This is a genomic window from Pseudodesulfovibrio aespoeensis Aspo-2, assembly GCF_000176915.2.
In the GTDB taxonomy this organism is placed as follows: domain Bacteria; phylum Desulfobacterota; class Desulfovibrionia; order Desulfovibrionales; family Desulfovibrionaceae; genus Pseudodesulfovibrio; species Pseudodesulfovibrio aespoeensis.
The window spans coordinates 3,393,656-3,407,976 of record NC_014844.1; the positions used below are offsets into that span (position 1 = coordinate 3,393,656).

General features: G+C 63.0%; 11 protein-coding genes. 7 read left to right on the plus strand and 4 right to left on the minus strand.

Features of this window, described 5'->3' with window-relative positions; all coding sequences use genetic code 11:
* Nucleotides 1–9: 9 nt before the first annotated feature.
* The 7 genes from glpX (at nt 10) to DAES_RS15765 (ending at nt 7,269) form a co-directional block, all read left to right on the plus strand.
* Complete coding sequence (gene glpX / locus DAES_RS15735) at nt 10–993, plus strand: class II fructose-bisphosphatase (RefSeq protein ID WP_041271876.1); 984 nt, start codon at nt 10–12, stop codon at nt 991–993.
* A gap of 138 nt (nt 994–1,131) precedes the next feature.
* Entirely contained in the window at nt 1,132–1,383 is a 252-nt protein-coding gene (locus DAES_RS17715) for a hypothetical protein (RefSeq protein ID WP_157864883.1), read from the plus strand.
* Nucleotides 1,384–1,385: 2 nt separating this feature from the next.
* Entirely contained in the window at nt 1,386–2,786 is a 1,401-nt protein-coding gene (locus DAES_RS15745) for a class I SAM-dependent methyltransferase (RefSeq protein WP_013516034.1), read from the plus strand.
* Nucleotides 2,768–4,672, plus strand: a complete 1,905-nt coding sequence (locus tag DAES_RS15750) for a sulfatase-like hydrolase/transferase (protein WP_013516035.1) — start codon at nt 2,768–2,770, stop codon at nt 4,670–4,672. The genes DAES_RS15745 and DAES_RS15750 overlap by 19 nt, the downstream gene beginning before the upstream one ends.
* A complete protein-coding gene (locus DAES_RS15755) occupies nt 4,669–5,436 on the plus strand; it encodes a hypothetical protein (RefSeq protein ID WP_013516036.1) in 768 nt (255 codons plus the stop codon). Before DAES_RS15750 ends, DAES_RS15755 begins: the two co-directional genes overlap by 4 nt.
* A 132-nt stretch (nt 5,437–5,568) precedes the next feature.
* Entirely contained in the window at nt 5,569–5,925 is a 357-nt protein-coding gene (locus DAES_RS15760; RefSeq protein WP_013516037.1) for a PilZ domain-containing protein, read from the plus strand.
* Between the two features lie 66 nt (nt 5,926–5,991).
* On the plus strand, nt 5,992–7,269 hold the full coding sequence (locus DAES_RS15765) for a transcription antitermination factor NusB (protein WP_013516038.1): 1,278 nt from the start codon (nt 5,992–5,994) through the stop codon (nt 7,267–7,269).
* A 73-nt stretch (nt 7,270–7,342) separates the two neighbouring features.
* Here DAES_RS15765 and DAES_RS15770 read toward each other — a convergent pair whose 3' ends face one another.
* The 4 genes from DAES_RS15770 to DAES_RS15785 form a co-directional block, all read right to left on the minus strand.
* Entirely contained in the window at nt 7,343–9,841 is a 2,499-nt protein-coding gene (locus DAES_RS15770) for a heavy metal translocating P-type ATPase (protein ID WP_013516039.1), read from the minus strand.
* Between the two features lie 126 nt (nt 9,842–9,967).
* On the minus strand, nt 9,968–10,558 hold the full coding sequence (gene cysC / locus DAES_RS15775; protein ID WP_236608425.1) for an adenylyl-sulfate kinase: 591 nt from the start codon (nt 10,556–10,558) through the stop codon (nt 9,968–9,970).
* Nucleotides 10,559–10,658: 100 nt separating this feature from the next.
* Nucleotides 10,659–11,096: a hypothetical protein gene (locus DAES_RS15780; RefSeq protein WP_013516041.1), complete on the minus strand. Its 438-nt coding sequence runs from the start codon at nt 11,094–11,096 to the stop codon at nt 10,659–10,661.
* 266 nt (nt 11,097–11,362) lie between these two features.
* On the minus strand, nt 11,363–14,275 hold the full coding sequence (locus DAES_RS15785; RefSeq protein ID WP_173358457.1) for a DEAD/DEAH box helicase: 2,913 nt from the start codon (nt 14,273–14,275) through the stop codon (nt 11,363–11,365).
* Between the last annotated feature and the right edge of the window lie 46 nt (nt 14,276–14,321).

A 14,321-nucleotide genomic window follows, 5' to 3' on the forward strand; every position in this document is an offset into this window, starting at 1 on the left:
GTCACCATGATGGAAGCCCCCCAGAAAAACCTTGCCCTGGACCTCGTCCGCGTGACCGAGGCCGCTGCCCTGGCCTGCGCCCGCTGGCTCGGCAAGGGCGACAAGATAGCCGCCGACCAAGCCGCCGTGGACGCCATGCGGCTGTGCTTCAACACCCTGGAGATCGATGGCCGGGTCATGATCGGCGAAGGAGCCAAGGACGACGCGCCAATGCTCTACAACGGCGAGAAGCTCGGCATCGGTCAGGGGGCGAAGGTGGACATCGCCGTTGACCCGCTTGAGGGCACCAACCTGCTCGCCTATGGCCGCCCCAACGCCATCTCGGTTGTGGGCGTGGCCCCGGCGGGCGCCATGTTCGATCCGGGTCCGAGCTACTACATGCAAAAGCTCGTGGTTCCGGCCCAAGCCAAGGATGTGGTGGATATCGAGGCCCCCACCGGCCACAATCTCAAGCTCATCGCCCGCGCCCTGAACAAGGACGTGGACGACCTGGTGGTCTTTGTCCTGGACAAGCCGCGCCACAAGAAGCTCATCAGCGAGATCCGCGAGGCGGGCGCGCGCATCCAGCTGCACACCGACGGCGACATCACCGGCTCGCTCATGGCCATCGACCCGCGCTGCGAGGTGGATGTCATGATGGGCACCGGCGGCACCCCCGAGGGCGTGCTCTCGGCCATCGCCATCCGCATCATGGGCGGCGAGATGTTCGCCAAGCTTGACCCGCAGAAGCAGGACGAGAAAAACGCCCTGGCCGAATTCGGCATGGACGTGCGCCGCGTGCTCACGGTCAAGGATCTGGTCAAGAGCGACGACCTCTTCTTCGCGGCCACAGGCATCTCCGGCGGCACCTTCCTCAAGGGCGTGTCCTACCACGGCCACGGCGCCGAGACCTCGTCCCTGGTCATGCGCGGCAAGACCGGCACCATCCGCTACGTCGAGGCCCTGCACAACTGGGACTCCCTGATGCGCTTCAGCGCCGTGGACTACGACTAGACCTGAAGATGTCGGAAAAACGCGTCATGGCGCAAAGCGATACGCGGAAGCAAACACTCCGGCCAGAGAGCGGCACGCGTGCCGCTTCGACAGCAGGAACCCGTGTAACGCACCATAATTATTACCGGCCACGAGGATATGATGAAATACTTTTGCACAAAAACGGCCCCAGGCCTGACGCTGGCATCGGTCACGCTTTTTACCCTCTTTCCTGAGGAAGCACTGGCTTACGTTGACCCCGGATTTCTGTCCTCGGTTTATCAGTTTGCCTATATTGCCATCTTCGGGGTCTTGGCGGGCCTGGTCTTTCGCCCATGGACATACCTCAAGCAAAAGTTCTTCAAAAAAGGCGACAAAGGTTCATCCAAAAGCGAACAGGCCGAAGAATAGCGATGGGTGCAGAGGTTCTATTGGCGGGCGAAGTGCATAGGCACCCCTCCTCTTATGTTGATCCCCATGGCTTTGTCTTTTCGCATGAAGGGAATATCTACCGTGCGATCAAAGACGCGAGCGGCGATTTCTATGCCAAGCTCTTTTCCGATGGAACCATAGAGCGTTTCATGGACAACGGGCTGGTTGCAAGCAGCCTCTCCGAGGTTGTCCTGGAACTCCCGGATGTCGCCTTTATCATTCAGCACGAGAGGATTGAACCAGAAACATACTGCGTCGAATGGTGCCCTGCCATGCTGCTGGACGCTGCACGACTCACCGTATCCATGTTGAAGACGGCTTTTTCCGTCAACGCCACGCTTCAGGACGCCTACCCGTGGAACATACTTTTCAACGGAGCAACCCCTGTCTTCCTGGATCTGACCTCTATCGCTCCAAGAAAACCCGGACTTGTCTGGCCAGCCCTGGAGCAATTTCACGCTTTTTTCCTGCGCCCCCTGGCCCTAGCCACGCAAGGCAAGGGAAATGTGGCAAGGGACTTCTTGTATAACAACATTGGCGGTATCTCTTTCGAAAGTTTCTGGAACAATACCTCGACAGGCTACAAGGCGTCCCATCCGGGACAAGCGCTCGGATTTTTTATTTCGAGTCGAGTCAAGAACCGCCAGTCTCTTCAGCGCAAGTTAAAGCACAGGGCACTTTCCGAAAGACCTATCCCAGAGGCGCTTTTCTCGCGCTTTTGCAGGGGGCTTGAAAAACGGCTCGACGCCTTCGACTTTTCAACAAAGGAAGACATCTGGTCCCAATATTACAGAGAAATCGACCCCCTCTTCGACACAGGAAAGAAACTCTCCCTCGTGGGCGAAGTCCTGGATCGCCTTGCCCCGGCAAGCGTGCTTGATGCCGGATGCAACACAGGAGCGTTTTCCGTGCTGGCTGCCCAAAAGGGAGCCAGGGTCATGTCCGTCGATTCGAGCGAGGCGAGCATCAACAAGCTTTACCATTACGCAAGGCAAAACAACCTTGAGATAACCCCTGTCGTCGCCGATCTACTCTGCCCAACGCCTTCCTTCGGATTCATGGGGAGCCAATACCCTCCACTCTTCAAGCGCGCACAATCAGAAATGGTGTTTGCCCTCGCCCTGATGCACCATCTTCACATCCCTGGGCGTCAGTCGTTTGAACGCATCAGCCGCATGTTTTCACAGTTATCCACCAAGCATCTTCTTTTCGAATTCGTGGATATGGACGATCAGAATAACGATCTCATCGGTGCAGGGCGAGACATACGGTACTCGTTTGAGGATGTCATGTGCGCCCTGAAAAAGCATTTCCCCACGATCTCCGTGATGGACTCGGACAGGCCAACCAGGAAGCTGCTTTTATGCACAAAAAATGGTTAGCAGTCGTCTCGCTTCTCTTCTCAATCTCCCTGGCCCTTTCCTTTTCTTTTTTTGCTCTCTCCGGAGATATTCTCTTCTTCATGAGCGACGCCCGCAGTATAACGACCATCATACTCACCCTGACCCCAGTCTTTCTGGTTGTCCTGGCAGCAGTGGGGTTGGCACTGCGTATTGTCGTCAAAAGCACTGAGGGAACCATATCCGCACTGCAAACACTGCTGGCGGCCCTGCTGGCAGCAACGCCGATTTTTCTCGGTCTAGCCCTCATCGATTCAGCCTTCCTGCTCACCGTCAGAGGCAAATACCTCCTCTTCAAGTTCACTTCATTCGCATACCCGGAATTCCTCTGGGTCATCTTCTGGCCGCTTCTCCTTGCCTTTTTCTGGATGTGCATCACCAGATCAAGGACAAGGGACGATATATTGAAACGGACCCAAACAGCCGCCAACTGGGTCATGCCCTTCACTCTGGCCCTGGCGGCCTTGGCCCTTGCCATGCCGCCAACTGGTCATAGCGGGCAACCGAAGCGCCTCGTACTCATCATCCTCGACGGGTGGCCGACCTCCCTATCCCCCACTTTCGCCACTGGAGCCCCATCACTTCCCAGCAGTCTGCCAAAGGCACGGGTATTCACCAATGTCCGGTCGAACGCGGTCTGGACCAATGGGTACTTCGGCATCCTCTACAGAGGAAAGCAATCGGACACTTTTTCCTACCTTGATCCGTACAAAATGGTAATTGAAGACGCCATGGACGCCGATCCCAATCTCATCAATGAACTCCAAAAGCGTGACGTCGCGGTTCGTGGCATCTTCTACCACCGCAACGGAATGCCGGAGAATTCTTCGGGGAGGGTCACCGCATACTCGGGCTTCCGCAGCCTGTTCGCACTCCCGCACCACTCAGGACTTCTGGACAAGCTCGGCCTCGACTACTTCATTGTCACCCGCGGCCCGACCCTGGAGGCCAATCTTGGCAACGACATCCGGCCATGGCTCATATCGCGCACCGTTCCAGGGCTTGCCCCCCGAAAAGTTAGAGGAAGTGTGTTCAACAGCCTGCTCATTCCAGAGATGGAAAAACTCGCGCGCAAGTCGGCAAGAAGCGCGCTTATCTTCCACTATTCGTGGGCAACAGGAAGTGCAGACCTGCCCGTAGCATGGGACTCTGACGAGCTGGAGGTGAAAGGCTCCATTGGCCGGGCGCGGAATAACGGATACCGCTATCCCCCGGAAGACGAGACTCTTGTAACCTCGATTCGCGAACACTCCCGACAAGTTGCTGCCTCGCTTGAGGACAATCTCGCTCGCTTTCTGGATGAGGCGCGGGAAAAGGGTCTCCTTGACGACACCCTTGTCCTGATCACGGCAGATCACGGCACCAGCTATGCGGACGGGCGGCTCTGGTACGGGTATCATCCCCAGGAAACCGTAGCCAAAACCCCTGTGCTGTTCTTTGGGGATGTGATGCCAGGAATTGACGACAGGCCAGCCGAGACGATTGATGTGACCCAAACCATCCTGAACTACTTCGCTCCCGGAGCCACTATCAACCCCCTGGCATCAGACCTCCTTGCCGCGCCTGTGAAGCAAACCACATTCACCTTCACGCAACCCTCGGACATCGCCAGGGAGTGGTTTGTCACCGTCTACCGCAATCAGACAAAAACCACTTGCAACATTCACCCCAAAGGTGATGGCAAATGCGTTGAATTCGAACTGGACAACTACAGGGAAACACCCACAAAAGAACGACTGGGCCCTGACGACTTCCTTAAAGAGGAGCTCGCACTGTGTTTTGGTGAATTCGGCATCAACCGACTCGGAAAGGACAAGGTGCATGCCGCTTTTCGGGATCTGCTCGGTCAAGGTTCCGGCAGCCGATGACAAAACGCTTGTTCGGAGTTCTTTTCCTCTGCGGGGCATTGCTTTTCGCCACCAACCTTTTCGGGTCATTCCATGGTCTGCGCTCCGAAGCCCTGAAAACACCCATCTCCCTGGAGACCTTTCACCAGGAAATGCAGCGCAGGACAAACGAATCAGATACTGAGTATGCCAAACGCATGACGAGCCTTGTCCACCTCGGCATCCTTCATTCATGGGACTTGCCCAAGGCCGAAGCTTATCACGTCTCTCTTCCAATCTGGGAAAACTGGATCATTTACGCCCTCAAACATTTCATCCCTTCGTTCGAGCAATGGGAGTTTGTCGATGCCGACAAGGCCATTGAACGCGGGGTTGGACTGTGCTCACAACAATCGATCATCCTGAGCGAACTGCTCCACAAGAACGGCCTGGATGCAAACATTCTCGTCATGGACGGGCATGTCATGGTGGCGCTTACGCAGGGGCGGCACATGATCCTGGACCCGGATTACGGCGTTGTCATCGAAGGAACTCTGGATGACGCTCGAAACAACCTCGACTTGGTAAGGAGCAAATACCCTTCGAATGCTGTTGAAGGGATTGTGTCGATATACGCCAAACCGCATGTCGCCATGGTGTCCGGGGTCGAACAATACCACCCTCGCCGATTCTGGTTGGAGCCACTCCTGTATGCCATGAAATGGTTGCTGCCCCTTCTTCTCATGGTTCCTCGTGTATTGTTGCGCGACCAACGGGTCATCCGCGGCCAGGGCGGCATCTCCTGATCCCTGCCTGCAGACTTCCGGGCGAATAGGTATGTCGGTCTATCCTTATTCTGTCGCATCCCTTGGGTTACCACTACTTCCCTTTGAATCCGCCCCAATCTTTGCTATGCATGCAGCATGGAGGAGCAAGCCATGTCACGAGACAAGCGTCGGAACACACGGGTGGATGCAGGATTCGAGGCCTATGTGACCGTGGGCGAAGTGGTCATGCCGGTCAGGACCAGGAACATCAGCCTCAAGGGCGCGCTCCTGGCCGGGTGCGGCGACTGCGACGAGGGCACCCAGTGCGAGCTGCACCTGCCCCTGTCCGCGGGCGTGCGCATCGTGGTGAACGGTGTCATCAGGCGGTGCAAGGGCGACGAGGCGGCCATGGCCTTCACCGAGATGGACGACCTGAGTTTCACCTTCCTGCACCGCCTCGTGCAGCTCAATGCCCCGGACCCGGAGAGCATCGACGACGAACTGCTCGACGTGTTTGAAAACTTTTGACCGGCCCTGAGGGCATGGTCCTGTTTCGTTTCTTGCGCGCCGGGGCCGCAGAGCGTATGACAGGGCATGAATCAGCATACACCCAAACCGCTCCCCCCGGCCAGACGCATCGCCCTTGAGGCGCTCTCGCACTGCCTCTTCTCCGGACACGACATCCAGGCCACCCTTGATACGGCCCTGTCCGCCAAACCGACCGATCCGCGCGACACTGGGCTGGCCACCGAGATCGCCTACGGATATCTGCGCCACAAGGGGCGGGTGGAATACGTCCTGTCGCGCTTTCTCCAGGACCCCGGCAAACTGCCGCCCAAGATGCGGCTGGCCATGGGCGTGGCCGCCTACGAGATGATCTTTCTCGACAAGGTTCCGGCCTACGCCAGCGTGGACTGGGCCGTGGAGTTCTCCAAGACCAAGCCTGGGACGCGCCTCTCCGGCCTGTTCAACGCGGTCCTGCGCCGCGTGGCCGAGCTGGGCGAGACAGCCCACGATCCCGATTTCTACCGCAAGGACGCCTCTGGCCCGGAGTTCCTGACCCGCTGGTATTCCTGCCCCCAGTGGCTGGCCGACATGTGGCGGCACGCCTACGGCGAAGCCGACACCCTGGCCTATCTCAAGGCCCAGCTCAACCCGCCCGCCCTGGGCATCAACCTCTTCGGCCATCCCGAGGCGGACGAATTGTACGCCGATCTGGCCGCCCTGCCCGAAGTCCTGGACATCGAGGGCATGAGCTTTGCCCTGCCGCCCGGCACTTCCTTCGAGGATGAGCCGCGTCCGCCCCTGGCCCGGCAATCCTTTGCCGCCCGGCAGGTCATCGAGCGGCTCTCCCCCGCAGCCTGGCCAGAGCCGGTCTGGGACGCCTGTGCCGGGCGCGGCGGCAAGACCCGCATCCTGCGCGAAAAGAACATCGACACCTTTGCCTCGGACATCCACCGGGGACGGCTGGCCGCCTTGAGCCGCGAGCTGCCCGAAGTGACCACCTTCGAGGCCGACGCGGCCACGGCCACGCCGCCGCGCCAGCCCGGCACCGTGCTCCTGGACCTGCCCTGCTCCGGCCTTGGCGTGCTCTCGCGCAGGCCGGACACCAAGTGGAAGCGCACCGCGCGCGACCTCGACGACCTGGTCAGGCTCCAGACCGAGATCCTGGACAACGCCGCCATCCAGGCCCGCCCCGGCGGCACCCTGGCCGTGGTCACCTGCACCCTCAACCCGGACGAGAACCAGGGACTTGTGCGCACCTTCCTGGCCGCGCACCCCGGCGCGGCCCTCCAAACCGAATGGACCACCCCGCCCGATTCCCCGCTCAACGAATTCTTCTACGGCGCCCTGATCACCCTCGCCCCATAGCTGTAAAAAAATCAGGGCCGACAGATGCAATCGCACCCGTCGGCCCTGGATTCTTTCGCGGAACCAGTCCCGGTCAGCCCTTGAAGAAGCGCAGCCGCAGGGCGTTGCTGACCACCGTGACCGAGCTCATGGCCATGGCCGTGCCCGCGATCATGGGATTGAGGGTCGGCCCGCCGAAAATGTGCAGCAGTCCTGCGGCCACGGGCAGGCCGATGACGTTGAAGGCAAAGGCCCAGAACAGGTTCTGCTTGATATTGGTCATGGTGGCCCGCGACAGATTCAGGGCCGTGAGCAGGGCGCGCAGGTCGCTCTTGATGAGCACCACATCGCCGGACTCGACAGCCACGTCGATGCCAGAGCCCATGGCCACGCCGATGTCGGCCAGGGCCAGGGCCGGGGCGTCGTTGATGCCGTCGCCGACCATGGCTACCGTGCGCCCCTCGGCCTGGAGCCGCTCGATCTCGGCGGCCTTGCGGTCGGGCAGCACCCCGGCGATGACCGTGTCGATGCCCGCCCGCGCAGCCACCACCCGGGCCGTGGCCTCGTTGTCGCCGGTGAGCATGATCGGGTTCAGCCCGGATTGCTTCAGGCTGGCGATCACCTCCGGCGTCTCATCGCGCATGGCATCGGCAATGGCGAAGAGGGCGTTGAACTTGTTCTCGCTGGCAAAGTAGACCACGGTCGCGCCCTGGTCCGCGTAGTGCTTGATGGCGTCCACCGCGAACTGGTCGTCGTCCAGGGCGATCCTGTTGTCCTCCATGAACTCCCGGTTGCCGATGAGCACGGTCCGGTAGCCGATGACCGCCCGAATGCCCTTGCCCGGCACGGCCTCGAACCCGTCGGGCGCGGGCGGCTCAAGCTTGAGCTCGCGGGCGTGGCGCATGATGGCCTGGGCCAGGGGATGCTCGCTGCTGCTCTCGGCGGCGGCGGCCAGGTACACGGCCTCGGTCCGGGCCATGGTGCCCCGGACCATGGTCACGGCCGCCAGTTCGGGACGGCCATGGGTCAGGGTGCCGGTCTTGTCAAAGACCACGGTGTCGAGTTTGCCCGCTTCCTGCAGGGCGCGGCCCGACTTGATGAGCACGCCGAGCTGCGCGCCCCGGCCCGTGCCGACCATGATCGACACCGGCGTGGCCAACCCCATGGCGCAGGGGCAGGCAATGACCAGCACGGCCACGAAGATGCGCAAGGAAAACGGAAAGCCCGCCCCGCCGACAAAATACCACGCCAGCCCGGAGGCCACGGCCAGCAGCATGACTGCGGGCACGAAATAAAAACTGATGCGGTCGGCCAGATTGGCGATGGGGGCCTTGGACCCCTGGGCCTCCTGGACCATGCGGATAATGCGCGCCAGCATGGTGTCCTGGCCCACGCGACGGGCCGTGACCGTCAGCGCGCCAAAGGTGTTCAGGGTGCCCCCGGCCACCGGGTCGCCCATTGCCTTGCCCACGGGCATGGACTCGCCCGTGAGCATGGACTCGTCCACGCTGGAGCGGCCATCGGCCACCTCGCCGTCCACCGGGATGCGTTCGCCCGGCTTGACCAGCAGGGTGTCGCCCGGCTCCACCTCGTCCACCGGGATGGTCACCTGCTGCCCGTCGCGGATCAGGGTGGCCGTGTCCGGGGCGAGCTGCATCAGGGCGCGGATGGCGTCCGAGGTCTTGAGCCGGGAGCGGGTCTCGAAATACTTGCCCAGCGAGATCATGGCGATGAGCACGGCTGCGGACTCGTAGTAAAGGTCCATGGCCAGATGCACCATGGCCTCCTGCTGCGCGACGAACATGGCCGCCGTGTTCCACAGCGAATAGAGAAAGGCCGAGCCTGTGCCAATGGCCACCAGCGAGTCCATGTTCGGCCCGCCGCGCAGCAGGGCCGGGATGCCCTGGAGGTAAAAGTTGCGGCCCGACCAGACAACGGGCAGGGTCAGCCCCAGCTGAACCAGGGCAAAGGTCAGGGGCGCGCGCATGGGGTCGAGCCAGCCGGGCAGGGGCATGCCCCACATGTGGCCCATGGAGAGGACGAGCAGGGGCAGGGCAAAGAGAAAAGCCGGGATCAATTCGCGCTTTTGCGCGGCCAGCCGCTCCTGCGCCTCCCGGCGCCGGGTCTGGAACAGGGTGAAGGTCTCGGAGCGTGCCTGGGTGGTGAACCCGGCGTCGGCAATGGCCTGGCGGATGTCGCGGCGCGAGATCCGGGCCGGGTCAAAGACAAAGGAACCCGCGCCCGACGCCAGATTGACCGAGGCCGAACTGACGCCCGGCAGCTTGCCGGTCACGCGCTCGATGCGGGCCGAGCAGGCCGCGCAGTGCATGCCCCCGATGTCGAGCTTCAGCTCATCAAGGCCCGGTGATGCCGTGGTCGCAACCGGGAAATCCGCCTCAAAGCCGAGCTCCCTGACGCGCCCGGCCACGGCCTCCAGGGTCGTGCCTTCTGGATCGTAGGTCAGGTCCATGGTTTCCGAGGCCAGGTTGACGGAGACCGCGTCCACGCCGTCCATGGCCCCCACGGCGCGCTCAATGCGCCCGGAGCATGCCGCGCAGTGCATGCCCTTGATCTGTGCCTGTACTGATTTCATGGTGGTGTTTCCTCGCTTGCGTAGCCGGGGTCCATAGTGCGCACTGCGGCGCGCTTTGGCAAGCAAGGAAGGGAGAACCGGGCAGACGCCGGGCAGACGAGAATAACAGGCGCGACCAGGATGACCCTACAAGGCCGAGGTCTTCAGGATGTAGGCCACCACCGCCTCGACACTGTCCCGGATGCTCATTTTTTCCGTTTCCAGCAGCAGTTCCGGGTCAAGCGGGGCGTCGTAGGGGGCGGACACGCCGGTGTAGTTCTTGATCTTGCCCTCGCGGGCCAGCCGGTAGTAGCCCTTGGTGTCGCGCCGCTCGCACTCGCCCACCGGGCAGGAGACAAAGGCCTCGTGGAAATCCCCGGCCCCGACGATCTCCCGCACCCGCAGCCGGTCGGCGCGCAACGGCGAGATGAAGGCGCACAGGCAGATGGTGCCGTTCTCCAGGAAGAGCTTGACCATTTCCGCGATGCGGCGCGTGTTTTCGGCCCTGGCCTCCAGGGAGAAGCTCAGGTCGCCGCACAGCCCGTGGCGGACGTTGTCGCCGTCAAAGACCTTGACGCGCATGCCCCTGTCGAACAGCGTTTTTTCCACCTCGTGGGCAATGGTGGACTTGCCCGCGCCCGAAAGGCCGGTGAACCAGATGGCGAGTGCCTTGTGGCCGTTGAGCCGCTCCCACATGCCGCGGTCCACGGCCCCTTGATACCGGCGTATATTCTTCATGCTATCCATGGGGTCTGCCTTGCTTTTCCGTTTGCCACTGGAGAGCATATTTTCCTGGGCATGTCCACCCCGTCGTCATCCCCCGGCTGATGGGGGGATGTCAGACCACTGCGGCGAGCATGGTGCCGGGCGGCAGGAGGGGCTCCTGGGCGCAGCGGGCATAGGCGGCCAGGGCGGATTTGACGCGGGCCAAAGAAGGGGTGCCAACCGATGCCTCAGCCGTGACAGGCAGAGTGCGATAGTCAGCCCCCTCCACGCCCACCTGGGCGCGCAGGGAGGTGACCTCGGCCTGGGCCGAGAAGGCGGCGGCCTGCTGGCGGGAGCGGCGCGCCTCAAACGAAAGGGAGGGATTGAGCACCGTGCTGGACGACTCGTAGTCCAGCCCGAACCCGCCCAGGCGAAAGCCAAAGGCGGTGGTGGTCACCGTGGCCAGGGTCTGGGCCTGGGCCTGGACCGGGGTGACTGCCTCCTCGCCCCGGCTTGTGGCCGCTGCGGCGTTGGTTCGGTATTGCTCCGAGGCGTGGGATGTGATCCGCACGGCTCCCCCTGCATCGGCCCGGCCTTTTCCCATGAAAAAAGGCCGCGGCGCGTTGTTTCGCAGCCCGGCCATCCCTGCGGCTCGGAGCACGATCCGCTCAAGCCTGTGGCTCTCGCTTCTCCTGCCGCGCCGCGCTCTCTCCAGAGGGACCCGTGGTTTTCCGCTTCCCGTCCGTGGGAATTGGCAAAGTACACTTCTGATCAGTTACCCGAAGTTTACCCTGTTCAAACGGATTTGACAAGCTCTCCCTGACACCCGACAGCTAACTACCAGTCCACCGGCAGCCTGACCTTCTGGCCCGCCTTGTTGGTGAAGAAGATATGGCCGTGCTCGCGGCCATGGAGGTAGAGGTCGCGGGTCACCGCCACGTCCTTGCGGCAGTATTCGGTGATCAGGTCGAGCCGACCCTCCTTCCACCACTTGAGCGCCATCAGGCCGTCGGCGGATTTGCCCACATTCAGGGTGGCCTGGGCCGTGTTGTCGAGGCTGACCCGGTAGCCGAGCCGGGTGTTGATCTCCGCCAGCAGATCGAGATTGGGCAGGCTGCGGAACTTGAAAGGGTGCAGGCCGCCAAGCACGGCGTAGTCGAACTTGACGTGGTTGAAGCCGATGACCAGGTCGAACTGCTGCAACCGGGCCACCAGCGCGTCGAGGTCGTCCTGGCCGAAGTCGAACATGGCGCACTCACCCGCGTCCCAGACACAGGCCACGGACACGCCCATGCGGTCGGCCCGGCCCCAGCCGCCCACCTCGTCGGCAGAGAAGCGGGTCTCGATGTCGATGACCCCGTAGCGCCTGGGCGCGGGCCGGGTGACTCCGTGGTCGAAAAGAGGTCCAGACAGAGGCATGTCGATCTCCTTGATGGCGGTGGTCAGCGGGTCGCCGGTGCGGATGGACTGAAGCACGAACCGGGCGGCGCGCTTGTCGATGGGCCGGTTGCCCGAGCCGCACTTGGGCGAGTGGACGCAGGACGGACAGCCCAGCTCGCACGGGCATTCGTCGATGGTGCGCAGGGTGGTCAGCAACAGCTCGTCGGCCTGCTCAAAGGCCTGGCGGGTCAGCCCCGCGCCGCCGGGCATGCCGTCGTAGATGAAGACCGCCGGGCCTTCCACCTGGGGGTGCATGGGGGTGGAGATGCCGCCCAGGTCGTTGCGGTCGGTCATGACCAAAAGTGGCAGCATGCCGATGGCCGCATGCTCAAAGGCGTGGATGCCGCCCATGAAGTGCAGGTATTCCTCCTCGCACCGGGTGCGCACCGCGTGGGGAATCTCGAACCAGAGCCCCTCGGTCTCAAAACGCAGCGGCGGTAGGTCGAGCGGGGTGATGCCCAGCAGCTTGCCGCCGCGCACGGCCCGTTTCTCATAGCCCGTGACCTGCTCGGTGACCTTGAGGCGGCCAAAGTGGACGCGGGTGCCAAAGCACGCCCTGGTGCCGAGCACTTCGAGGATCTCCGTGTCCTTGCTGCCGCGCGGGCGGGTGTAGTAGCCCACCCTGGCGCGCCGGGCGCGCACGGCCATGGTGCCCATGTCCATGTCGTCGATGACATAGGTCTGGCCCCGGTGCAGATAGACCGCGCCCGGATGCGCCTCGCGAAAGGCGCGGTGGGCGTCGAGGGTTCCGATGACCGGCCTTTTGCCCCCTTCGCCGCCTTCGGAATCCAAGCCCGTGATGTCCTCGATGTGCATGGACCGCCCGGCCCCGCGCAGGTCCACGTCGCGATGGGGGTGCTTGTGGCTGGTGATGATCTCGCCCGACGGCTCGGACCCAGGCCCGGTTCTGGGCCTGGTCGTGGGCCCGGTCGTGGTTCCGGCCACCTCAAACAGATGGCCCGCGGCCACCAGCTGATCCACCCTTGTGCCCACAGGCTCCTCGCGCAGGAAGGTCTCGCCCCGGCGCAGGGTCAGCTCTGCCGCGGCGCAGATCAGGTGGCGGTCCATGATCACCGGGTTGTAGGGGTTGAGCATGGCCGATTCAGGCGGGCGGGCGAAGAAATCCTCGGGATGACGCATGAAATACTGGTCCAGGGCGTCCTCCTGGGCCACCAGGGCGACCACGCTGTCGCGCGCAGTGCGGCCCACCCGGCCCCCGCGCTGCTGGGTGGCCATGATGGAGCCGGGGTAGCCGACCATGATGCACAGGTCGAGCCCGCCGATGTCGATGCCAAGCTCCAGAGCCGAGGTGGAGATGACGGCCAGAAGCTCGCCCGAGGCCATCCGGGCCTCGATCTCGCGCCGCTCCTCGGGCAGGAACCCGGCCCGGTAGGCCGAGATGCGCTCCCGGTACTGCCCGCTGCGCTCGGCGGCCCACAGGGCGATCAGCTCGGTCAGCTTGCGCGACTGGCAGTAGACAATGGTGCGCATATCGCGGGCCAGGGCCGAGCGGAGTAGCTGGATGGCCGCCTGGGCGGGCGAGCCCTCGGGGTTGATGAAGAGCATGTGCCGCAACCCCCTGGCCGCGCCGGATTCAAGGACCGGATGCACCTCAAGGCCGGTCAGCATCCGGCACAGGGCCACCGGGTTGCCGATGGTGGCCGAGCAGAAGATGAAGGTGGGCCGCGCCCCGTAGTATTCGCACAAACGCAACAGCCGGCGAAAGACCATGGCCATGTGCGAGCCCATGACCCCGCGGTAGGTGTGAACCTCGTCCACCACCACATAACTCAGACCCGACAGGAACTCGGCCCAGGCCGCGTGGTGGGGGAGCATGGACAAATGGACCATCTCCGGGTTGCTCATGATCACGCTGGGCGGCGCGTTGCGGATCTTCTTGCGAAAATGGGGCGAGGTGTCGCCATCGTAGATGGCCGCCGTGGGCCTGCGCCCGCCCTGGTCCGGCCCAACGGGGAGCAGCCCGGCCAGCTCGTTGAACCCCTTGAGCTGGTCCTGGGCCAGGGCCTTGAGAGGGAAGAGATACAGGGCCTTGGCCTCGGGATCGGCCAGGCAGTGGTCCAGGACCGGCAGGTTGTAGCACAGGGACTTGCCGCTGGCCGTGGGCGTGGCCACCACCACATGGTGCCCGGCACGGGCGTGGTCCACGGCCTGGGCCTGATGCGCGTAGAGAATCTCGATGCCGTGGAGCGACAGGGCGCTCCCCATGGCGGCGGACCAGGGATGGCGCGGGGTTGCGTGGCGCGCCTCGGCGCCCTCCACAATCCGGTGATGGGCGACTTGGCGGGCCATGTCCCCGGATTCGAGCAGGGCCGCGATATAACGTGCAATTGGGTTG